Below are 23910 nucleotides of genomic sequence, written 5' to 3' on the forward strand. Positions count from 1 at the left end.
TAGCCCTGGCGATTAGAAATCGCGGCTATACAGACAAAACCCACCTCCGTGGGTTTGAAGCCCTTGATTTTCTCTTAGTCCACGGAGGTGGACTTTGCTTGTGTAGCCGTGAATTCTATTCGCTTTGCTTGTGTAGCCGCGAATTCTATTCGCCCAATACTTTGAAAACATCCTTTAAAATTGAATGATCACTTGCGATTTTCGCGCCGCCATTTACCCCGCACTAAGCGAATTTGATCAAAAGTGTAGCTTTCACCAAGTTGTTCTCGAATTGGCGTTAAAGAAATATCACCAAGCACTTCTAAAACTTGCCAAATTTTTTGTTGATGTTCAAGAGGTACTAACTGATTTATGTCTACAGGCTGATTTTTTTCAATCAAATCTGCCAAATGACGAATAATTGTTGTAGGGCGGATATTGCGTTTTTTGGCAATTTCATTAACACTCAAACCTTGTTTATGTAATTGTAATGTGAATATTTCGGTGTCGGAAGGTAAGCTAACAGAGGGTGTAAAACTAACTTGGGGTGGATCTATCAAACCTTTTTCTTGGCGGTAGGCGCGAATTTCTGCGAGGAATTTATCGCCATATTGGGAAAGTTTGTGACTACCTACGCCCGAAAGTTTACCAAATTCGGTTAGTGTTGTAGGTTGTACTTGTGCCATCAATTTCAGGGTAGAATCCTGAAAGACAACGTAAGGTGGTACAGATTGTTCATCAGCAAGTTGTTTACGGAGCGATCGCAACCTCTGCATTAATATCTCTGCTTCAACAGCTTTCTCACTCCCTTCTTCCCAAGTAACCTTCTGTGCTACGGGAACAACAAGGGAAACTGTACGCTGTCGCCGCATCACTTCCCAACTAAGGGGGTTAAGTTTCAAAACTGAGTAACCATCGCTAGTCTGTTCTAGCAACCCTTGATGTAAAAGCGATCGCGCCAACATTCGCCACTCATCTACACTCTTATCTTTGCCAATACCGTAGGTAGAAAGTTTATCGTGTTCGTACTGGATAATTTTGTCTTTTTTTGCCCCCCGCAACACATCAATAATGTGCAACATCCCAAATCTTTCTTTACAACGCGCCACACAAGATAAAAACTTCATGGCTTCAATTGTCCAGTCTTGCATTGGTTTGGGATGACGGCAATTATCGCAGTTACCGCAATTACCAAGAAAACGTTCCCCAAAATAACCTAGCTGAATTGTCCGCCGACAAACAGTACCTTCAGCATAGTCAATTACCTGACGCAGTTGTTGTTTAGCAATCAACTGTTCTTGGGGGTCAGTTTTTTGGTTAATACTCCATTCAATGGTTTTAATATCACTGAAACTGAAAAAAAGTGTACAACGTGAGGGTTCACTATCCCTTCCCGCTCTACCTGATTCTTGATAATAACTTTCCAAATTACGTGGCAAATCAAAGTGAATTACTAACCGCACATCTGGCTTATTAATTCCCATTCCAAAGGCAATTGTCGCCACCATCACGCGCACATCATCCCGAATAAATCGAGTTTGATTGCTGCTGCGTTCTTCATCAGTTAATCCGGCATGATAAGACAAAGCAGAAATTTTATCATTTTGCAATTTAAAGGTAAGTTCATCAACTTTTTTGCGCGTTAGGCAATAAATAATTGCTGAACCTTCGCTTTCCCGGACGAGTTCTAATAATTCAGCATACGCAGACTTGGTTTTAGAACGGACTTCGTAATAAAGGTTTTGGCGATTAAAGCTAGCAATGTGGATACTCGGTTGCTTTAGCCCTAGTTGTTGGATAATATCAGCACGGACGCGATCGGTTGCTGTGGCGGTGAGGGCGAGGGTAGGGACATCAGGATAGCGTTTCCGCAGAGATTTCATCTGACGGTATTCTGGACGGAAGTCGTGTCCCCACTCAGAGACACAGTGGGCTTCGTCAATGGCGAAAGCCGCAATGCCAATTTTTTCTTTGACTAAATCGAGAAATGGGAGAAATCTTTCACTCAACAGACGTTCTGGGGCGACGTAAAGTAGTCTAACTTTACCACTGAGGATGGCTTCTTCCCGCGATCGCACCTTATAGGGATTCAGACTACTATTCAAAAATGTGGCGTTAATATTATTGTTTCGCAGTCCTTCCACTTGGTCTTGCATCAAAGCGATTAATGGCGACACCACCACCGTTAAGCCTTTTTTTATCAATGCAGGTAACTGAAAACACAAAGATTTTCCCCCACCCGTAGGCATCACAATCAATAAATCCCGATTTTGCAGCGCATCTTCGATAATTTGCCGTTGTCCGGGGCGGAATCCGTCGTAACCGAAGTGATATTTTAGCGCTTGTTCGAGATGGGGATACTGAAGCATAGCGATCGCTTTTTCGGGTGCTGTCTGCGTGAGTAGTTATTGAAGATATCAGGATTTTAACTCACATCATCGGCAGCTTTGGGAAGGTCTGCGTTTCTGGAGTGCGACGCCGAATAGCCCGCACTTCGACAAAGCTCAGTCACCACCGCAGGCATCGCACTAAGTCAATCATCATACATGAGCGATCGCTTTTCTTTTGAGACAGTTACGAGAAAATTGGCGATTTTACTTTTATTGAGCTAATAAACATCGTCATGAGTACCAATGTCTAGCAAAAGAACAACTTCTTCCTCACTCTCGTCATCGGTTTTCAGTGAGAAAACAATGCGACAATCATATCCACAAGAGCATGAAAACAACCCTGATAGCTTTCCCTCTAGCTTGTGAGTGCCCAAATTAGCTGCAAATATATCATTTTCCATAGCAGCAATAGTTTCTTCTATTCTGGCCTGCAAGTCAGCATTACGACGAGCAAATTTTCGGAAAGTTCTTTTAAATTTGCTCGTGATAACCAACTTATACATCGGCTGCACTTGGGTTATTGAGATATTCCCGTAATTCTTGAATTGCTTCGGCAGCAGTCTGGACTTTGAGCCTACCTGCTTGGAATTCAGCAATGGAAGCTGCTGCATCTGACGCAATTTCATCTCGCCGACTTTCAATAATTCGGTTTTTGAGAATTTGTACCAGCATTTCTTGTTGCTCTAAAGTAAGCTCCATTGCGGCATCTAAAACTCTATCTAGGTTACTCAATTGCTTCATCCTCTTAATTATTAGGGTTGATAACAAAACTTGTAAAATATAAACTTATAAGTCTTACCCTCATCGCTTTTTTAGCTTCGTCAAACTCATGTTAACTTATCGCACTAACTCAATTATCATACATAAGCGATCGCTTTTTCGGGGACTGTCTGCGTGAGTAGTTATTGAAGATATCAGGATTTTAACTCACATCATCGGCAGCTTTGGGATTCGGGGAGACGCTGCGCGAACAAGTCTTTTAACCGCAAGGGCGCACTGGCTTCTCTGTGTCTCTGCGGTTCCTTCCTTTCTAAATTTGGCGCATTTTTATACAGAATTGGTATGAGAAAATTGAAGATTATGTTTTTACACATTTGGGATGCTCGCGTCAGCATCTACCTAACCGAGGATTTGCAGTTATTCCTTTGCCTTGATGCCCTACCTGGTTACATTTTAACTGTGATTCTAAAGCATCAATCTTTCGTAAAAGCGACACTCCCCACACTATAGAAATCACCAACTTGATTGTCATGCCCACGAGCAAAAGTGTCACTATTGTAGCAGTTTTCTTTTGTTGAATCAGCCTTTGTTGTTGTTCTGCAAGTCGTGCTTCAATTTCTTTGGCGCGTTCGGCTTCTAACGCGTGCTGCATTTCTCGCCGATCTAATTCTTCACTAGCAGCTAAAAATCGATAATCTAAGTTGCTCAAGCTTTTGCCATTTGCCCAAGTTTGAGCATCAATCAAGGCTTGTCCCCGCAATAGGCGAGATTCATCCTTTTCTTTTGAGGCTATCCATGCATTGAAGGTTTCGTAGTAGGGGCGCAAGTAAGCTAATTTTTTTCCAACCCATTCTAAATTGAAAACTTCTTGATAAATTCGATTTTTGATTTGGAGAAAACCTTGCTTTTTGATTACTAAACCAGATAGCAACAGTTCTACCTGTTCTCGGCTATCGTCGGCTGGGACTTTCACTCCTTGGAGAATTTGTTGATAAATTCCCAGCAATCTGGCGGCAATTTGTTCGTTTGCAAGGATGCGATCGCGAATTGTCCGTAAATGCTCTGGTTCATCTTGTGATTCCCATTTTTCGATGATGTGCGATCGCACCACATTTTCTATCCAAAATTCTTCTGCGCCAGGGGGCATTTTTAGCTTTCTACTCACATCATTTTGAGATAAACACACAAGTAGCCGACACAGCTTTTGAGTAAGAAATGGTTGCCCTTCTGTCCAAGCTATTACTTCTTTCAAAACTTTCTGAGGGTGATTATCTTTAATATTCAGCCCCAAAGATAGTGTTTGAGCTTCTTGAAATGTGAAACCATTTACTTGGATGGCTTTACCAATATTAAACGGGGTAGTATTATTTCGATATCGAATTAAGTCTGAAGGTGTTGCAACACCGAAGATTGCAAATGTAATCCGATGATACTCTGGATCAATTGCTCGTTGATTATAACAAAAGCGAATCAAGCTAAAAAAGTCATCAACAGAGAAATCGAGGCTAAGAATACTATCAATTTCATCAATAAAAATAAATAGTCTTTCGTTAGGAAACTGAGCTAACAGAATTTCCGAAATAAATCGGCTGAGTTTCTGAACTAAAGAAATATCACTTTGTTCTTGCCACCAACTTTTTAGATTGACTTTACCTAACAGTTTAAAACCTAACCATAAATCACCTACCACTCCCTTATACCATTGCTCTGGAGTTATATTGTCACAACCAATATTAGTCATATCAACGGTGGCGCATTTAAAGCCCTCTTGTTGGAAGCGATGCTTTGTTTTTACCATAAGTGAGGATTTGCCCATTTGTCTACTGCTCAGGATGTAGCAAAATTCACCCTGCTTCAAGGCTTCGTAAAGTTCCACATCCGCTCTGCGCTCAACATAGCTAGGAGCGTCAGTTGTAAGGGTTCCACCAACTTGGTATCGATAATTGTTCATTTGATTTAAAATGTTAAACTAGTTCTCATTTTTAATAAATGAATTGGCATCGAGATAATTGATTAAATTCATATTAAGAACGAGAACAAGTATTTTTATTATCTGTGTTTCAACAGTTTACCAGAACTATTATGACCCTGAGCGTCCCAGTTGTTGGCTAAAATAAAAGCGATATAACTCACACCTTGCGTGAGCTTGATTGCCGTTTAGTTGAACCAAACCCATACTTTCTAGCTTGTAAGCAGCGATCGCGTCTAGCTCCACTTTTTCATCTGTTGCAATTACCTTTTCCATCGCTGACATTAATTCTGGTTCTTTTTGGAGTAACCTCAACAGTTCTCGTAAATGCTGACTGTAAATTCCCACTTGTGTAGATGCGCTTTCTAGTAACACCTCGAATGTTATTTCTTCTTGACATAGATGATAAAGCGCAAGGCTCACCAAATAGGGATGTCCTCCTACCATTGCTTGTAAGGGTGCAAGGCGTTTTGCCCCTTCGGAGTCTGCTGCCCAATCTAGCCCGTAAGCTAATGCTAATTTCTGTATCTGATTGAGGGTAAACGGCGGCAACGTAATTGTTATCCCGACATTGAAAGGCGATTGGTTTAGCTTGAGTGGAATATAAATTTCTGTGGTGTGAACTACCACCATTCGTAGTTTTTGCCAGATTTGATCCTGCTTTGCTTGTTCATGCCAAAATCGCAGCATTGGTAGAAAGTCTTGGGCAATATTAGGATGTTCAAAAACTCGATGGACTTCATTCAAAGCCAAAACTACAGGACTTTGATCAATGTATTGCAGCAGATATGCTTCAAAATAGATTTTGCAGCTTACCTTGCTGCCCATTTCCGTATCCCAAAAATCATCTAGACAGGGAAGGAGATTTAATTGCCTGCTGACATTGACACAAAACCAACGCAAAAATTTATCCAGAGAAGCAAAAATATCTTCGTCAGCTTCTTGAAAGTCCAAATAGACAATTTGATAACCTTGCTCTCTAGCATAAGCAATCATCCGGTTCAGCAGTGAACTTTTTCCCGTTTTTCTAGGTGCTTTGATTCGGATTAAGCAACCAGGGTGTAAAATCTCGTTATAAACAAGTTCTTCTAGGGGAGGGCGATTGATGTAAAGAGGAGAACCCAGTGGTACAGGGCCGCTTGGAAATTCGATCTTGCTTGCTGAAGACAAGTCTGGAGAAACCATTTCTAAGCTAGATTCTTCGCCCAAGTTTTCTTGGCTCTGATTTTCCTGATCACCTATCTTTTCTTGCAGGTATTTCTCCAAGGCTAAATGCAGATTTTTTTTCGTTATTTTTTTTCCAAGTGCAACGGAAAGGTCTTGCCACAACTCAGAGCCAACTTCCTTGATGTAATTGTTGCGGTAGCCTGATACCTCTGCCATTTCATCGTAAGTTTTGCCCAACCACGATTGATAGAGCACAAACCATTGAATGGAAGCAAGAGGCTTGTCTTGCAAAATTCTTTCTACTGCTTGCAGAATATCTTCCACGGATATTAATATTAAAGGTTAAACAGTTAGTAGAGGCATTTATCAAACAGAATTCAGGAGTCAGGAGTCAGAATTCAGGAAAGGTAAACTGAGCAGAAATTGCGGATAGCGTAGCGTTAGCGAGTCCGCGATAGCGCAGCGTTAGCGAGTATTTTCGAGTCGCGTCTGAATAACCGGCGTTTTTGCACCCCCACCAAATTTTAAATTTTGTGGTATTCAATTCATTTGGGGATTCAGACCCCAAATGAATTGATTCTGACTCCTGAATTCTTCTTCAACGACTTTGGTCTAGTAATAATATACAACCGATTAACAATTCAAAATTCAAAGTTCAAAATTAAAGACGCTTCTACGTTCCTAACAAATAGAGAAATGGGGATTCAGGGACATTACCGAAGAAGAATTCAGAATACATCCGCCTGAATCCAGCTTGGGGATTCTGTGCGACTGGATAGAGAATCGAGGTTTAGAGCAAGCGATTTTAAACGCACGTGATATTAAATTCTTTCCTCCGTGACTCTTCGCCCTGACTTGACTGCTGGGGTCAATACTGCATAGGTTTTGCCTAAAAAATAATTCCAATGTAGTAGCGTGGCAAGCTTAAAATAGTGCATTAAACGTAGACGTAGGTTGGGTGGAGCGGAGCGCAACCCAACATATATCAGGATGTTGGGTTACGCAAAGCCTCCACCCAACCTACATTATTTTTGCAACATTTTAGCCTTGCCACGCCAGTAGGTTGGGTTGAGGAACGAAACCCAACATTTTTAGGGGTTTGTTGGGTAACGCTTAAGTTCAACCCAACCTACAAATTTTCAAAACCTACGCAGTATTGCTGCTGGGGTATTCTGAATTCTGAATTCTGAATTCTGTCTTCAGCAGGACTTCTCATTTCTTCAGTGCCAGAGTCAAGCCATCTGCGATCGCTACTAAACTAAGACTAACTCGCTGGTCTTGATGCAGCTTTTGATTAAAGGCACGAATTCTTTTAGTTCTATTATCTTGCACTTCGGGGTCGGCAACCTTACCTGACCAAAGGACATTATCGATCGCAATCAGTCCTCCCGGACGCACTAATTGTAGCGATCGCTCATAATAACCATCATAATTGCTCTTATCTGCATCGATGAAAGCAAAATCAAAGGTTTCTGTCTCTCCCGTTGCCAGTAGCCGATCCAAAGTCTCCAAAGCTGGGGCAATGTGCAGTTGAATTTTATCCGCCACTTCTGCTTGCTGCCAATAGCGCCGAGCGATCGTCGTAAATTCCTCACTCACATCACAGGCTACCACCTTACCGTCCCTCGGTAGCGCCAATGCCACCACCAGGGAACTATAACCTGTAAATACCCCAATTTCCAAAGTTTTCTTAGCTCCCAACAACTGCACCAGTAACGCCAAAAATTGCCCCTGTTCGGGAGCAATTTGCATCCTCCCTATTGGATGCTGGACTGTTTCTTGCCTCAGTTGGGTTAAAATTTCTGGTTCTCGGAGAGAGACTGATAGTAAATAGTCATAAAGGTTTTGTTCGAGTCCCAGTGTTTGAGTTGTCATAAAACGCGCCTTCCTCTTTTGTTTAAACCCCACACACTCATTCTCTGGTTTAATCATAAATATGCAGAAAAACTCGAAATGTAATTTTCAAAACCCCAAAAATTTTGAGAATTGAATGTCTTTTAAGTTGGCGATGAAAGCCAATAGTAGGAAATACCGATACCTTGATATATAGCCGTTCCCATTCAGATGCGGTACAACATTACATCACGAGGTGTAGGGGCACGGCACTGCCCATACGTGTCAACTTAAGCTAGAAATAGCTTAACTGTTAGCTGACTCGCCCGCCTCGAACTAAAGTTCAAGGCTGATAGCTAAAGTCTACTGAAGTAGACTAAAGATTTTTGGCTATATTTAGTCATCAACAGAAGACTTCCGCTAAAAGCCAAGGAAGTTCAGTTCCTTGCGGGACATAGCTTTTACGTTAAGTTGACACCTATGGGCACTGCCCATACGTGTCAACTTAAGCTAGAAATAGCTTAACTGTTAGCTGACTCGCCCGCCTGGAACTAAAGTTCTAGGCTAATAGCTAAAGTCTACTAAAGTAGACTAAAGATTTTTCGGATTATTTAGTCATCAAGAGATGACTTTCGCTATTAGCAAGGAACTTTAGTTCCTTGCGAGACATGACTTTTACGTTAAGTTGACACCAATGGGCACTGCCGTGCCCCTACGGGTGTACCTCACGTAAACGAGAACCGCTATATACAGTTAAATTACCAATTTACCAGAAAATACTCAATCCACTGCCTAATATTGACAGTTGAAAGAAATTCAACCTCTCTGGAATAACACTCGATTGTTGTGTAAGAACTTGATAACTGAACTTTGCTCACCCAGAGGTTTTTGTAATGCCTATCGATCTATTGAACCGCAAAAAAACTCATTTTGTCTTGTGGCGTCCCGGTGCTTCAGAACTAGCTCCCACTCTCTACATTGGCAACACTGCTCCCGAAAGCCCAGACAGATTAGCTCAATTCAGAGAAATTCCACTTCGTCAATCAACAGAATTTCCAGAATTGTGGGAAGTTTCGGCTCAAGAATCTGGTCTGATTGAAGGACAGGTCTACTTTTACTGGTTTAAAGTCCGCAACTCAGACCCTTACGACTCTGCCAATGCTAACCAAATTCTCTACTGTACAGATCCAACAGCGACGACTGTGGATCGACGCTTACTTGCACCAACACCGTCAGAATTGGGAGGCGTTACTAGCTTCGATCCAGCAGGCGTCGTGCTTTATCAAAATAAAACGCTGATTCCCTGTGATCCCCAAGGGCAAACTGTAAATTGGGAAGGCGATGCTCCTTTAGAAACGCTGCCAACCAATAATCAACTGGTGATTTACGAATTACCAACCCGTTGGACAAAGATTAACTCAAATGGATTAATTGAAGAAGGAATCGGCACATTTCGTGACGTACTAGCACTGTTGATACCAGAAGCGATCGCTCCTACTTTTCCCTTACTCAGCGCCTTGAATAACCGCGCTCATCTTGTGGAACTGGGAATCAACGCCCTAGAACTTCTGCCACCAGAAGACAGTGATGATAATCTCAATTGGGGCTATGGTACAGCAAATTATTTTGCAGCAGATTTTGACTTAGGACGCCCAGATAGCCAGTCAGCACCTACTGCTTCGACTGATTTAGCTAATCTGATCAAAGTCTGTCATCAGCAAGGGTTGCGCTTTTTTGTGGATGTGGTAATGGCATTCTCGCGGAATAATCCTTACCACAACGTTAATTTTTTGGAATTTTACATCAAATGGGCCAGTGGTGATCCAGAACAAGGGTCAAGAGATGGCTTTGGTGGGGATTTATTTAAGTACAACTATTGGGTAGAGGGCTATAACCCTATTACTGGGCAAAAGTCATGGCTTGTCCCAGCCCGTGAATACTTAAAAGCCCATATTGCCCACTGGTTGGAATACTATCGAGTTGATGGTCTGCGGTTAGATAGCGTCAACAATGTTGCCAACTATGACTTTTTGCAAGAATTTAAGGATTTTGCCCGCACCCTTTGGGATAAAAGAGGCGGAACCGGCGACCGCTTCCTCGTAGTTGGTGAAGAGTTGAGTGTACCCTTATCTCTCATCCAACAAAATCGTTTAGATGGACTTTGGAATGAAAAGTTTAAGCAAATCATCCGACAGGTGATTTTAGGTAAGAATGCCTGGGATGAACCCAGCTTTGAATGGAGTATCCGCAAACTAATTGATTGCCGAAACTTAGGCTTTACAGATGGTTCTCAGGCGGTAAACTATATAACTTCCCATGACGTTGGCGGTTATGGTAACGAGCGTTTTTTCAACTACCTTGTTAGTAATGGAATTGCTCATACTGAACCGCGCATTAAGTTAGCATTTGTCTGCCTGCTTACCTCTGTAGGAATTCCCATGATCCTTGCCGGAGACGAATTTGCCGATCAGCAGGATTTGCCTACAACAGATGATTATAAACAGATTGACCCAGTTAACTACAGCCGCGTGAAAGATGATTGGCGGCAACGCATTTTCCAATACGTTGCCAGGTTGGTTCGCTTGCGTAAGGCTTCCGATGCTTTAGCTGTAAATGATACTCAATTTATTCATGTTGACTTTAATGATGGTAAACGAGTTCTAGTCTGGCAGCGTGGTAATAAAGCCGATCAATTAGTAGTTGTAGTGGCGAATTTCTCTGACTACGGCACTCCTGTTGGTTCTGAGTACAGAGTCCCGAATTGGCCTGCAACTCCAGTTGGCAAGCAGTGGAAGGAAATTACTCAAGAGCGGATAGTTCCATCAGAATGGGTAGGCAGAGAAGGTATCTTCCCTTGGGAAGCTAAAGTGTACGCTCTAGTTTAATCTTGATGCCGCTTAGTGAAAGATAATCTGAGTTAACACTCTCCCCACTTGTAGAGCAAAGGTCAATACTGCGTAGCTTTTGCCTACGCAGTTTAGGGACTTCCAAGAAATAAATTATCCAATCTTGTGGGGTGGGCATCTTGCCCGCCTTTGACTATGGGCGGGCAAGATGCCCACCCCACAATAAATAGTTGTATATTTTTTTATTTGGAAGTCCCTTACTACGATGTCATATCATGTCCGCTTGATTCCTTATTAAACCTGAAGAACCCCACCCCGACAATCGTCGCTTTGTCTCCCCTCCTGCTTGCGGCTACGGTGTACACACAAGTCTGAAGTTGTTCAAAAATCTGGGTTTTACCCCAATACGCTTGGGTTAAGGCTAAAACTCTTTGTCATAGTTAATTTTTTTAACGAACCTTATTAGGCGCAGAGAACACTAGACCTCTTGCATAAATCAAAAATAAAGAACCCCACCCCGCATTTGCTGACGCAAACGCTCCCCTCCCCTTAGCAAGGGGAGGGGTTGGGGGTGGGGTGTTAAGGACTTTTGCAAGAGGTCTACTGAGAGAAGAAAGAAACGCTTAACTGAACTGTATTGGGTTTTACCCCACCCTAACCACTGCTTGAATTCAATAAACGACCACCCGAATTCAATAAATGACCACCCGAATTCAATAAACGACCACCCGAATTCAATAAACGACCACCCGAATTCAATAAACGACCACCCGAATTCAATAAACGACCACCCGAATTCAATAAACGACCACCCGAATTCAATAAACGACCACCCGAATTCAATAAATGACCACCCGAAATCAATAAATGACCACCCGAAATCAATATATTTATTGCATAAATTCTCAAAACCTCACCCCAAACCTGATTTACTAAGGTTTTAGCTTTAGTTTTACCCCACCCTAACCATCACTGCGATTAAGTAGGTAATCTTTGGGATTTAAGAAGAAATTCGACTTGTGTGTACACGGTAGCCGCTTGCGGGGAAAAGACTAAGAATTATTACAAGAAGTTAAGCTATTCTTGAGATAGTCACTCTTTTCTTTTTACTCGATATTACATTTAAATTTATTAAGAAAAGTTAATGAAAGCTGGACAAATTGATACAGAAGTGGCAAGGCTAGAAGCCCTCCGCCAGTATCAAATTCTTGACACCGAACCGGAAGAAGCTTACGACAATCTTGCTCAGTTAGCGGCATTTATTTGTGGTACGCCCATATCCTTGGTAAATTTCATTGATGAAAACCGTCAATGGTTTAAGGCAAAAGTAGGTTTAAATGTATCAGAAATGCCCCGGTGTGTTGGGTTATCTTACCTTTGCCAAGAGCGGCGTAATGTTGTGGTGATTCCTGACACTTTAGCTGATGAAACATTAGCAAATAATGCGGTAGTAACTGGCTATCCATATATACGGTTTTATGCAGGTGTACCCCTAATTACTCCCAAGGGAGATATGCTGGGAACTCTGTGTGTAATTGACCAAGCTCCAAAAGAATTGAACCAAAAACAAGTGGAGGCGCTTGTGGCTTTGAGCCGCTTGGTAATCGACCAATTAGAACTCAGGCGTCATGTAAGTGAGGTATCTCAAGTTACCGAAAAGCTCGTGGCGTATGAGCAAGCTGCACACGCCGAGTCAGAATTGGCCAGAATCCGCATTGCTAATTTGCTCGAAAGCATTACTGATGCGTTTTTTGCCTTAGATAAAAAGTGGCGATTCACCTACATTAATGGTCAAGCAGAATTACTGTTGCAAAAAACCCAGAGTGAATTATTAGGTCAAAGCATCTGGGAGGTATTTCCAGAACTCATAGACACAACATTTCATCGTGAGTATCACAGGGCAATGTTAGAACAGGTGAGTGTGGAATTTGAGGAGTTTTATCAGCCACTAAACTGCTGGCTTCAAGTCCACGCTTATCCTGCAAAAAACGGCTTGTCTGTATATTTTCAAGACATTACTGAACGACGGCGAACAGCAGAAGCACTACGAGAGAGTGAAGAACGCTGGCAATTAGCATTACATGGTAATAATGATGGTATTTGGGACTGGAACCTTAAAACTAATGAAGTGTTCTTCTCAACTCGGTGGAAGGAAATGCTCGGTTATAAAGACCACGAAGTTTCCAACGGTTGGAATGAATGGACAAAACTAATCCACCCGGATGAGCGAGATTGGGTACTTCAAGCTTTCCAAGACCACTTTGCCAAGAAAATACCGTTTTACGTCTGTGAATATCGAGTCCAATGCCAAGACGGCAGCTATAAATGGATTCTAGATCGAGGACAGGCACTTTGGGACGCATCGGGTGATATAGTGCGGATGGTAGGTTCCTATACTGATATCACAGATCGCAAGCAGGCAGATGAGGAATTAAAGCGGCAGAATTTGCGATCGCAATTATTTGCTGAAATCACTCTGAAAATTCGAGAATCTTTACAAATAGACGAAATCCTCAAAACCACAGTTACTGAAGTACAAAAACTACTACAAGCTGACCGAGTTTTAATTTTTCAACTAGAGCCTGATGGTTCGGGAACAGTAGTGCAAGAGGCAGTGCTACCTGGTTGGCCGGTAATTTTGGGAAGGAATATTTTTGACCCATGCTTTAAGGAAGAATACATAGAAAGATATCGCCAGGGAAGAGTGAGTGCGATGGAAGACATTCAAGCTGCTCACATTCAACCATGCCATCGAAAATTTCTTCAGCAGTTTGCTGTCAGAGCTAACCTTGTAGTGCCAATTCTCGTCAGGGAGAATATTTGGGGCTTGTTGCTGGCTCATCAGTGTGCTGCACCTCGACGGTGGAATAACTTTGAGACGGAGTTGTTACAGCAATTAGCTAACCAAATTGGGATTGCTTTATCTCAAGCGCAACTATTAGAAAAAGAAACCCAGCAAAGTCAGGAACTCGCTCGTTCTAATGCAGAATTGGAACAATTTGCCTATGTAGCTTCCCATGACTTGCAAGAGCCATTGCGGATGGTAACGAGTTATTTACAACTACTAGAGCGAAGATACAAAACTCAACTAGATGCCAATGCCGATCAGTTTATCAACTACGCAGTAGATGGGGCCCGGCGGATGCAGACCCTAATCAATGATTTGTTGAATTATTCTCGCGTCAGCACCCGTGGACAGCCCTTTATGCAAGTAAATTGTAGTATTGTCTTAGAACAGGCGATCGCTAATCTGCAAATTGCGATCGCTGATAGTAAAGCAATTGTCACTCACGATCCTCTACCTGAAGTAATGGCTGATGCTACCCAATTGATACAAGTATTTCAAAACCTGATTGGCAATGCGATCAAATTTTGCCAGAATCAGCAGCCACGAATTCACATCGGAGTAGCGAAGCCAGATGCAAATCCAGATGGAGAAAGTTTAAATGTTATCCCGTCGGTAGATGAATGCTTGTTCTGGGTGCGCGATAATGGTATTGGTTTAGAATCCCAGTATGCTGAACGTATTTTTATAATTTTTCAGCGCTTGCACGGTAGAGATAAGTATCCCGGTACTGGAATTGGTCTGGCAATTTGTAAAAAAATTATAGAACGCCACGGCGGCCGGATCTGGGTTGAGTCGAAACTGGGTCAAGGCTCGACTTTCTACTTCACAATTCCAGATAGAGCAGGTAAGCAATCGTGGGCATCATAACACCGATTATGCCTATTGAGGTTTTGTTAGTAGAGGATAATCCTGGCGATGCCCAACTGACACGCATCGCTCTGGAAGATAGCAAAATTTCGATTCACTTGAATGTGGTCGAAGATGGGGTGGAGGCAATGGCATTCTTGCGAAAGCAGGACAAATACGTTAAAGTAGCCCATCCAGATATTGTGCTACTCGATTTAAATCTCCCCAGAAAAGATGGGCGAGAAGTACTGGCAGAAATTAAAGGAGATGAAAACCTCAAGCGAATTCCTGTAGTAATTTTGACGACTTCCCAAGCTGAAGAAGACATCCTCAAAGCCTATAATTTATGTGCAAACTGTTATATAACTAAGCCCGTAGATTTCGATCAATTCGTTAAAATTGTCCAATCAATAGAAAATTTTTGGTTTGCGATCGTAAAACTGCCACCGGAGTAGTGGAAATGGCAGGTAAAAATATTAAAGTCTTATTAGTAGAAGATAACCCTGGTGATGTCTTTTTATTACAAGAGTTTTTAAAGGAAGTTACCACAGTTGTAGTTGATTTGTCGCCCGTTGAGCGGCTTTCTAAAGCACTCAACTACTTAGCTAAGGAAGTTTTTGATGTAATTTTGTTAGACCTCTCGCTGCCAGATAGCCAGGGACTAGAAACTTTTGTCATCACTCACCATCAAGCAAAAGCCACTCCGATAATTGTGCTGACGGGTATAAACGATGAAACCCTCCCAATTAGGGCAATGCAAGAAGGAGCGCAAGATTATTTGGTGAAAGGGCAAGTAACTGGCGACTTGCTGGTGCGCTCCATGCGTTATGCCATCGAACGGCAACGGGCAGACAACGCACTGCGACAGAGCGAGGAACGATTTCGGGTAGCCCTGAAAAACTCTCCCATCTTTGTCTACAACCAAGATTGCGAGTTACGGTACACCTGGGTTTACAATCCCTCCAATGGATTGACTGTTGAAGAAATGTTGGGCAAACAAGACTTGGATATTATCCCAGTTGAAGATGCTCAACGTCTCACCACAATTAAACGTGGAGTATTAACCACTGGCATAGGAACGCGAGAGGAAGTATCAATAACAATCAAAGATACAACTCGATATTACGATTTGACAGTTGAGCCATTGCGGAATGAGTCGCAAGAAGTTGTTGGCGTCACATGCGCCAGTATTGATATTAGCGAACGACAAGCCGCACTACGCGAACAGCAAGCTGCGCTACGCGAACGCAAATTGGCAGAAGAAAAAATCCGCGAACAAGCAGCATTACTTGATGTCACTACAGATGCTATTTGCCTGCGAGATTTAAACAATGAAATTATCTTCTGGAACAAAGGCGCAGAAACACTTTACGGTTGGAAAGCGACAGAAGCTTGGGGCCAAAATGCTAGTGAGCTTTTGTATGACGAACCTTCACCAGAAATCGAAGCGGCTCTTTTACAAGTTGTTAGTAAAGGAAAGTGGCAGGGAGAGTTAACTAAACTTACCAAAACTGACAAGGAAATCCTTGTTGCTAGTCGCTGGAGTCTGGTGTGCGATGAACAAGGGAAACCCAAATCAATTCTCACCGTTGACACAGATATTACCGAGAAAAAACACCTAGAAGCCCAATTGTTTCGCGCCCAACGCCTGGAAAGTATTGGCACTTTAGCTAGCGGCATTGCTCACGACCTCAACAATATCCTGACACCGATTTTGGCAGGAGCGCAACTGCTACCACTCAAATTTCCTAATGCAGATGAGCGAACTCGCCATCTACTAGAAATTTTGGAAATCAACGCTAGACGCGGTGCTGATTTAGTCAAACAGGTGCTGTCCTTTGCGCGGGGTGTAGAAGGGAAGCGCATCACTTTGCAACTCAGACATATAATTGTGGAACTTGGCAAGATTCTCAAAGAGACATTTCCCAAATCCATAGAAATTAGCACTGATGTACCGCAGGATTTGTGGATGGTTTCTGGAGATAGCACCCAACTGCATCAAGTGCTGATGAACCTCTGCGTTAACGCCCGCGATGCTATAGCCAATGGCGGTAGTTTGACTATCTCTGCCGAGAATTTGCTGATTGACGAAAATTATGCTCGCATGAACCTGGAAGCCAGAGAGGGGCCTTACACAGTGATTAATGTCTCCGATACTGGAACTGGGATTCCGAGAGAAATCTTAGATAGAATTTTCGAGCCATTCTTTACCACAAAAGATGTGGGGCAAGGAACAGGGTTAGGACTTTCCACCGTGCTGGGGATAGTTAAAAGCCACGGAGGTTTTGTGGACGTGTATAGCGAACCGGGAAGTGGCACTAGCTTTAAGGTTTACTTGCCAGCAGTGGGGGGAATGGAAACATTTACTCCAGAAGAATTGCCACCACAGACAGGACATGGAGAATTGATTTTGGTTGTGGATGATGAAACTGCGATTCAAGAGATTACGAGAACATCACTAGAAGCTCACAACTATAAAACTTTAATTGCCAGTGATGGCATTGAGGCGATCGCCCTGTACGCTAAAAATAGGGACAAAATTAGTGCTGTACTAATGGATATTATGCTGCCCTCGCTGGATGGTTTAACTGCCATCCGTACCCTACGAAAAATCAACCCCCAAGTCAGAATTATTGCCAGCAGTGGACTTATGTCTGACAATAAGCTCAGTGCAGTAGCTGCTATTGGTGTCAATACGTTTTTGTCGAAGCCCTATACTGTCAACGAATTATTGCTTTCTTTACAGAAAGTACTATCGTGAAGTTTAGACTGTGACTCACAAACATAAAAGTGCTAGGAAGAGTCTAAACATGAAACTTGCTCATAAAATTATTGCACTAGCTTTACCAGTTTCAGTAACTGGTTTACTTTCTTCACCAATGCAAGCTTTAGCTTATCCAGCTATAGGAATCATATTTGATTTCTGAAAAAATCTCAGTAGTCTTGTAGGGTGTGTTAGCAGAGCGTAACGCACCACAAGCTTTGAATGGTGCCGTACTTTCTGCGCTAATACACCCTACGTGTATTTCAAAAATCAAATACTAGTCCTATATGTACATAAAATCTAAATCAATGGGCTTCAAGTATTACAACCTATTCAGGTGGTCTTATAGGTGGTGGTATTGAATTATCTAGCTAATCTTATTAGCTGTGTCTACAAAAGACTGCTTGATTGCAATGGAGTGATCGCCTGGATTGGTTATGATTGAGCATCAGTTAATACACTCCTGTTAGCGATACTCATTCATCTAGTTATTATGCCTCCGTTTCTTAGGTTAATCATCAATATAGTAGTCTTAGGTGCATTGTTACTCATATCCCAGCAAGTTTGGGCGCAAGATTGGCGTCCGATTCGCGGTGGTATCCCTTTCGGTATCAGTGGTATAGCTTTGATAGAGCAGCAAAGCAATACGCTCAATTTTCTGATTGTCCATGACAACAAACAAAAAAACCAAGGTCGTTTAGCAATCATCAGCATTAAGGGTAAAAACCAAGCTGAATATTTCCCATTAAGCTGGCCAAATAACATAGAATTGCCCGTTGACTTAGAAGCTTTAACATCTGTTCCAGAAAAAACAAAATCCTCTTTTATAGCTTTAAGTAGTTCTGGAAAAGCTTATTACATCAGGTTAGAGCCTGCCAATAAAACCATCTCTATTATCAAGGAATTCGATTTACCAGGAATTATTCAAGGAAATAATTTTGAATCATTTGGATTGCAAAATATAGACGGCAAATTAGTTGCTATTTGGGGACATCGAGGTGAAGCAGAACAACCAGCAACTATTTTTTGGGGAATGTTTGACTTGGCTAAATATCAAATTACTCTCGCAGGTTCTGCCAATCTGAAAGTACCGTTTCCATCTGGCAATGTTCGTCATATTTCAGATATTAAGGTAGACCCCGTAGGAATTGTATACATCACCTCAGCAAGTGATGCTGGAGATGATGGTCCATTCAAGTCAGCTGTGTATGTCGCTGGTTACCTGGGATTTCGTGGTAACAAAATTGCATGGCGGCAAAATCCTCAACTTGTCCCCCTTTACCGCTCTGATTACCACAAAATTGAAGGTATGGAACTTATTCCAGGTGCAGAAGGCGGTGTGATTGTTGGTACAGATGATGAGAATTTGGGTTCCTATGTATACATTTTGGGTGGAAGTAGCTGACAGTTATCGCAAATTGAGAGCATTTCTACTTTGAGCTTGGAACGGTTGGAAGCACTAGCCTTGGCACTGCTGGATTTTTCATCAATGGCAGACCTCACAACTTGGCTGGAGCAAGAACAGCCATCATAAGTAGTCAGACATAATTAATTACACAATGTCATTGCGAACGCTGGCAATGACTGTAAATATTTTTGTCCGATTACTTAGCTGCTCGATTGCAACTATGTTTTGAGGATTGCTAGTTGATTTGTGATCGCCTAACATCATACTCATGCATATATCAAATGTTTTGTCAAGTTATCTAGGGCGATCGCAACTTAGTGTAAGTTGACCATTATCTTATCGATAACGGCCACTCATTAATTACATCTACACATTAAATCGGAACAACATTACATCCCCTTCCTGCACAACATACTCTTTCCCTTCACTGCGAACCAACCCTTTTTCCTTCGCAGCATTCATCGAACCAGTTGTTACCAAATCTTTATAAGCGACAGTTTCGGCGCGAATAAACCCCCGCTCAAAATCACTGTGAATTACACCGGCAGCTTGAGGTGCAGACATTCCAGCATTAATGGTCCAAGCGCGGGTTTCTTTGGGGCCGCAAGTGAAATATGTCCGCAAGCCTAGAAGCATATAAGTTGCCCGAATCAATGATTTCAAACCGCCTTCTTCCACACCTAAAGACGCGAGGAAATCTGCTTTATCTGACTCTGGTAATTCCACTAATTCAGCTTCAACTTGAGCCGAAACAATCACAACTTGGGCATTTTCTGTTGCTGCAATTTGCCGCACTGTTTCCACAAAATGATTACCAGTTGCCAACTCATCTTCAGATACATTGGCGGCGTAGATAATCGGTTTATAAGTGAGCAGTTCTAATCCTTTAATAATTTCTGTTTCTTCTTCATTCAAGCTCACCTGACGCACCGATTTACCTTCATTTAAAGCCGCAGCTAATTTTTCTAAGACTGTGATTTCAAACTGTGCATCTTTGCTGGTACGAGCTTGTTTGCGAGTGCGGTCAATTCGCCGCTCAATTTGTGCTAAATCTGATAAACCCAGTTCTATATTAATGATTTCAATATCTCGCGCTGGGTCAACAGAACCAGCAACGTGGATAATATCGTCATTCTCAAAACAACGTACCACATGGACGATCGCATCAACTTCCCGGATGTGGGACAGGAATTGATTTCCTAATCCCTCACCCTGACTTGCACCTTTAACTAAACCGGCAATATCTACAAATTCGACCCGCGCCGGGATAGTTTGTGCCGAACTGGCAATCTTAGCAAGAACATTTAACCGTTCATCCGGTACTGCGACAACGCCGACATTCGGTTCAATCGTGCAAAAAGGGAAGTTAGCTGCTTCAGCTTTAGCATTAGCAACTACAGCATTAAATAAAGTAGATTTTCCGACGTTGGGAAGTCCGACAATTCCGGCTCTTAGCATTTTGGATTTTAGATTTGAGATTTTGGATTACATTACCAAGGTAATCTAAACAGGTTCCGGTATGGTTTGGGGAATTGGCCCTGGAACTGTCTGAGGAATGGGAGCAGGTACTGGTTCTGGTACAGGCCCCGGTAACGGTTGAGGAATCGCTGGCCCCGGTACAGGTTCAGGACTCGGTAACGGATTCGGCTCAGGATTGGGACTAGGTAGCGGGTTCGGGCCAGGAGTAGGAATTTGTGGTTCGGGTATAGAAATCGCAGTAGGATTAATCATCGTAAGTCTAAATTAAATTATTCAACCTTCCCACGCTAGATGACAACCTCATCTGTTGACATCTCCCCAAATAGCTATACCCACGAACACTTCCTTTAATAATTTACCGCTCTTGTCATTAATTCGTAACGAATTCTCTGTGTCCCTCTGCGCTTCCCTCCGCGCCCCTCTGCGTTTAAATTTCACCCCTCAATTCGCCACCATACGCAAAGCTCCACTAAACTACTCCTCCTTTACCTTTTCTACCACCTCTGGCACTGGATCGTAACCACCTGGATGAAACGGATGACAGCGCAAAATCCGCCGAGTTGCCATCCACCCACCACGCAACACTCCAAATCGCTCAATAGCTTGAATAGCATACATCGAACAAGTTGGTTGAAAGCGACAAGTCGGGAGAAACAACGGCGAGATAAACATTCGGTAGCCCCGAATCAGCCAAATCAATAATAATTTCATTGCAGCTACCCAAATCTTATAAATTAGTAACAGGGGTAAAACTTTTCATTTTGTTGCATCTTTGTTAATTACATTTTCTGACTTCACCTCAATTCCGGTTTTATGGCTGCAAATTGCGATAGCTGCAATTTGGGTATTACTCATCCTCCTGATTGCATGGGTGGTAAACCGCTTTGCCGACAAGCCAGAAATCGTGCGGAAGATAGTTCATATTGGCACTGGTAATGTGATTTTAATCGCTTGGTGGCTAGATATTCCCGCTAGCGTAGGGATTACAGCTTCTATTTTAGCGAGTGCAATCACCTTATTATCCTACCGATTGCCCATTCTTCCTGGTATTAATAGCGTTGGACGCCAAAGCTTAGGGACTTTTTTTTACTCTGTCAGTTTCGGTATTTTAGTCGCCTGGTTCTGGTACTTGCAACAACCCCAGTATGCAGCACTAGGAATTTTGATCATGACTTGGGGAGATGGACTAGCAGCCTTAATTGGGCAACGCTTTGGTAAACATAAGTATAAAGTTTTTGGGACAGAAAAAAGTTGGGAAGGCTCCCTAACTATGATGCTCATTAGCTATGTCGTCAGTAGTTTGATTTTAGTTGGAACTCAAGGAAACAGTTGGCAAACTTGGGCAGTATCACTGTTAGTTGCATTTATCGCTACTGCTTTAGAGGCTGTTTCATTTTTGGGTATTGACAATTTGACAGTTCCTTTGGGCAGTGCAGCCCTTGCCTACTTTTTAAGTCAGTTAGTTTTGAATTAGTAATTGCCTTGAGTAGTATTTTTAATTGAGCAAACAAGAGACAGTACCAAAAATTTATTGTTAGTTAATAAATATAGCGCTTCTCAGTTGAGTCCAATACGGATAAGGAATTTAGTCCTTATTTTCTAAGCACTAAAGTCCTTACTAGAAACCCTCAAAATTGATTTACTGGTTTAGTAGTCCGATCGCCATTTCAAGATACATCTTAGCCTTGTGCAAGTTAAGCAAGCTTTCTTGGTCGTATCTGTCAGGGTAGCTCATAGCTTTACCTTCCATCGTCAGCTTGATCAGTGCAGCTTGCTCATCAGTGGGTGAATTCATCTCATCTACCACCCCTTCAAGGAATTGAATAACGCTAAAGCCTGGTGACTTCAACCCTCTTCCCTGCCTTATTTGAGCGAGTGCTATCTGTGGGAATGCCATCAAGGTAACAATCCAACTAGTCTTGTACCCTCCGTTTCCAGTAGGCTTCAATCCGTAACGCCTACACAAGTCTTTCAACTCAGCAGTAGTTTTGATTTCGAGTTCTGACCTTGTGAACATAAAATAGTAGTTACCCATTTGTAAAAGTGGTATCGGTGGTGAACTTGTTTTGTAGACTGGGTATCACCACCGATTTAAAACTTTATTCTAATGGTTTCGTTAGTATCAAGCTATATTTATATTTCTCAACAATGCCTAATCCTAAAGGGAACCCTCAAAATTTTGAACCAGCGCAACCAAAGGGAGATAAGCCATTAACCGATCAATTGAGTTTTAGAGTCTCTAAGGAAATGAAGGAAGAGGTAAAGACTAAGGACGACCCTCCTGAGTTTTGTCGCCAAGCTATCCAAAAAGCACTAAATGAAGATAGGGAGAAGTAGTTAAAAGTTATTGTTTTCGTATCGGCTCAATCAACAAAAAATAAATCTTTTTGATTATATTCAACACCAGCCATTACGTGAAAATTGAGCCGAGTTTATTACCGCGATCGCTCCAAAATCCAATCGAGTAAAATCGGATTGACTAACTCCGGCGCTTCATCCTGCGGACAATGCCCCACTCCCTCTAAAGGAATAAACTTTTCTACTTGCGGAAAGTTAGCTAATTCTCTCCCTAACTTAATTGGTTCCCACGGATCAGCTGTTCCCCACAAGATAATCGCCGGACATGCTAACAGTGGCAAAAGGTCTTCTGGTAGAGGCCCTGTAGAATAAGAAGTAAAAGCAAGAAAAACAGCTACAGCCCCCGGATCACTTGCTGGTGAAGTGAGAATATCTACCAACTCATCTGTCACCATCTCAGCATTGGCATAAGCTTGCAGTAGAATTTTCCGCACCGTTTTCGGTTTGGCGAGTTGATTGAAAAAGAAATCGCCAACTGGTTTGATAGATAACAGGCGTTGCAGTAGAGGCGCTCCGTAACGACGAGACAAAGGTAAAGTTTCCCGTTTGCGATCGTGCAACAGCCGTAAAGAACAGTTGAGCAAAGCAACTCCCAAGGCAATATCTGGGTTGCTTACTGCTGCTTGCATGGCTACAATACAGCCAATAGAATTTCCGACTAAAAAAGCTGGCTCACCCACTACTTCGCGGCAAAAATCTGCTACTTGCTGTCCCCAAGTTTCTAGTGTATATGCAATTTTTTCACCAGGTTGAGGTTTTGCGGAAGCACCAAAACCAATCAAATCGATCGCATAAACACGGCAACTTTGTGCTAATACGGGAATATTCTTTTGCCAATGCCACCAAGAAGCGCCAAATCCATGCACAAGGACAACAGCTGGCCCAGTGCTTCCTTGAGTTTGATAGCAGATAGGGAAATCTTGCCAAATCCAGGTTTTTGTAGAGGTAAGTGCTGTTTTTGAACTTGAGGTTGTCATGGTAAATTTGATCATAGAAGGGTAAAAGCCTTTCAGCAGCAAGACGCAAGTAAAATTGTTTTGGATTTGAATAAAATTTATCAGATTTTCAAACTAAATCCTTTGCTCTAGTGATAGCTTAGAGGTTGTTTGAAAAGTATTTCGCTGTGACTTTAAGCACTTTTAGATCCCCTCTAACCCCCCTTAAAAAGGGGGGAACCGGAATCAAAGTCTCCCTTTTTAAGGGAGATTTAGAGGGATCTAAAACTTTTGATACCGACAAGAGGACTTTTCAAGCATCCTCTTAGACAGACACCACGAAAACTTCTAGGCTGATAGTTTTATCC

20 protein-coding genes are annotated in these 23910 nt (G+C 42.3%); 8 read left to right on the plus strand and 12 right to left on the minus strand.

Annotated features, from left to right (window positions below):
* A partial coding sequence (locus tag LC653_RS00940; RefSeq protein WP_229492174.1) for a hypothetical protein occupies positions 1 to 188 on the plus strand: 188 nt, incomplete at its 5' end.
* Here the strand turns inward: LC653_RS00940 and recQ are convergent.
* The 6 genes from recQ to LC653_RS00970 all read right to left on the minus strand — a co-directional run bounded on the left by recQ (position 189) and on the right by LC653_RS00970 (position 8100).
* A complete protein-coding gene (recQ, locus tag LC653_RS00945) occupies positions 189 to 2348 on the minus strand; it encodes a DNA helicase RecQ (RefSeq protein ID WP_229492175.1) in 2160 nt (719 codons plus the stop codon).
* A gap of 239 nt (positions 2349 to 2587) precedes the next feature.
* Entirely contained in the window at positions 2588 to 2872 is a 285-nt protein-coding gene (locus LC653_RS00950; protein ID WP_229492176.1) for a type II toxin-antitoxin system RelE/ParE family toxin, read from the minus strand.
* The gene (locus tag LC653_RS00955; protein WP_229490054.1) at positions 2865 to 3110 is read right to left on the minus strand and encodes a hypothetical protein; all 246 of its coding nucleotides are present in this window, start codon (positions 3108 to 3110) and stop codon (positions 2865 to 2867) included. Before LC653_RS00955 ends, LC653_RS00950 begins: the two co-directional genes overlap by 8 nt.
* A 367-nt stretch (positions 3111 to 3477) precedes the next feature.
* A complete protein-coding gene (locus tag LC653_RS00960) occupies positions 3478 to 5040 on the minus strand; it encodes an AAA-like domain-containing protein (protein WP_229492177.1) in 1563 nt (520 codons plus the stop codon).
* Between the two features lie 129 nt (positions 5041 to 5169).
* Positions 5170 to 6549 carry an AAA-like domain-containing protein gene (locus LC653_RS00965; RefSeq protein WP_229492178.1) on the minus strand — a complete coding sequence of 460 codons (1380 nt, stop codon included), beginning with the start codon at positions 6547 to 6549 and terminating at the stop codon, positions 5170 to 5172.
* An 888-nt stretch (positions 6550 to 7437) separates the two neighbouring features.
* Positions 7438 to 8100, minus strand: coding sequence for a class I SAM-dependent methyltransferase (locus tag LC653_RS00970; RefSeq protein WP_229492179.1), 663 nt, complete (start codon positions 8098 to 8100; stop codon positions 7438 to 7440).
* Between the two features lie 851 nt (positions 8101 to 8951).
* On the opposite strand from LC653_RS00970, the gene LC653_RS00975 reads away from it, so the two are divergent.
* Complete coding sequence (locus tag LC653_RS00975; RefSeq protein ID WP_229492180.1) at positions 8952 to 10943, plus strand: alpha-amylase family glycosyl hydrolase; 1992 nt, start codon at positions 8952 to 8954, stop codon at positions 10941 to 10943.
* A gap of 615 nt (positions 10944 to 11558) precedes the next feature.
* Here the strand turns inward: LC653_RS00975 and LC653_RS00980 are convergent.
* Positions 11559 to 11813, minus strand: coding sequence for a hypothetical protein (locus tag LC653_RS00980; protein ID WP_229492181.1), 255 nt, complete (start codon positions 11811 to 11813; stop codon positions 11559 to 11561).
* Between the two features lie 235 nt (positions 11814 to 12048).
* On the opposite strand from LC653_RS00980, the gene LC653_RS00985 reads away from it, so the two are divergent.
* The 5 genes from LC653_RS00985 to LC653_RS01005 all read left to right on the plus strand — a co-directional run bounded on the left by LC653_RS00985 (position 12049) and on the right by LC653_RS01005 (position 18896).
* Entirely contained in the window at positions 12049 to 14619 is a 2571-nt protein-coding gene (locus LC653_RS00985; RefSeq protein ID WP_229492182.1) for a GAF domain-containing protein, read from the plus strand.
* A gap of 8 nt (positions 14620 to 14627) precedes the next feature.
* A complete protein-coding gene (locus LC653_RS00990; RefSeq protein ID WP_229492321.1) occupies positions 14628 to 15053 on the plus strand; it encodes a response regulator in 426 nt (141 codons plus the stop codon).
* A 5-nt stretch (positions 15054 to 15058) separates the two neighbouring features.
* A complete protein-coding gene (locus LC653_RS00995; protein WP_229492322.1) occupies positions 15059 to 17359 on the plus strand; it encodes a hybrid sensor histidine kinase/response regulator in 2301 nt (766 codons plus the stop codon).
* Between the two features lie 496 nt (positions 17360 to 17855).
* Positions 17856 to 18767 carry a hypothetical protein gene (locus tag LC653_RS01000; protein ID WP_229492183.1) on the plus strand — a complete coding sequence of 304 codons (912 nt, stop codon included), beginning with the start codon at positions 17856 to 17858 and terminating at the stop codon, positions 18765 to 18767.
* A gap of 21 nt (positions 18768 to 18788) precedes the next feature.
* Positions 18789 to 18896 (plus strand): DUF4351 domain-containing protein, encoded by a 108-nt coding sequence (locus LC653_RS01005; RefSeq protein ID WP_308188999.1) that lies wholly within the window; start codon positions 18789 to 18791, stop codon positions 18894 to 18896.
* A 240-nt stretch (positions 18897 to 19136) separates the two neighbouring features.
* On the opposite strand, the gene ychF is transcribed toward LC653_RS01005, so the two are convergent.
* The 3 genes from ychF to yidD form a co-directional block, all read right to left on the minus strand.
* Positions 19137 to 20228 carry a redox-regulated ATPase YchF gene (gene ychF, locus LC653_RS01010; protein WP_229492185.1) on the minus strand — a complete coding sequence of 364 codons (1092 nt, stop codon included), beginning with the start codon at positions 20226 to 20228 and terminating at the stop codon, positions 19137 to 19139.
* A gap of 45 nt (positions 20229 to 20273) precedes the next feature.
* Positions 20274 to 20501 carry a hypothetical protein gene (locus tag LC653_RS01015; protein WP_229492186.1) on the minus strand — a complete coding sequence of 76 codons (228 nt, stop codon included), beginning with the start codon at positions 20499 to 20501 and terminating at the stop codon, positions 20274 to 20276.
* Between the two features lie 222 nt (positions 20502 to 20723).
* Positions 20724 to 20960: a membrane protein insertion efficiency factor YidD gene (gene yidD, locus LC653_RS01020; RefSeq protein ID WP_229492187.1), complete on the minus strand. Its 237-nt coding sequence runs from the start codon at positions 20958 to 20960 to the stop codon at positions 20724 to 20726.
* 61 nt (positions 20961 to 21021) lie between these two features.
* Here yidD and LC653_RS01025 point away from each other — a divergent pair, with 61 nt between their 5' ends.
* A complete protein-coding gene (locus tag LC653_RS01025; RefSeq protein ID WP_229492188.1) occupies positions 21022 to 21723 on the plus strand; it encodes a diacylglycerol/polyprenol kinase family protein in 702 nt (233 codons plus the stop codon).
* A 165-nt stretch (positions 21724 to 21888) separates the two neighbouring features.
* Here the strand turns inward: LC653_RS01025 and LC653_RS01030 are convergent, their stop codons facing one another.
* Positions 21889 to 22266, minus strand: a complete 378-nt coding sequence (locus LC653_RS01030) for a hypothetical protein (RefSeq protein ID WP_229492189.1) — start codon at positions 22264 to 22266, stop codon at positions 21889 to 21891.
* A gap of 418 nt (positions 22267 to 22684) precedes the next feature.
* Entirely contained in the window at positions 22685 to 23584 is a 900-nt protein-coding gene (locus tag LC653_RS01040) for an alpha/beta fold hydrolase (RefSeq protein ID WP_229492190.1), read from the minus strand.
* Between the last annotated feature and the right edge of the window lie 326 nt (positions 23585 to 23910).

This window comes from Nostoc mirabile CHAB5784 (assembly GCF_020829645.1).
In the GTDB taxonomy this organism is placed as follows: domain Bacteria; phylum Cyanobacteriota; class Cyanobacteriia; order Cyanobacteriales; family Nostocaceae; genus Nostoc; species Nostoc mirabile.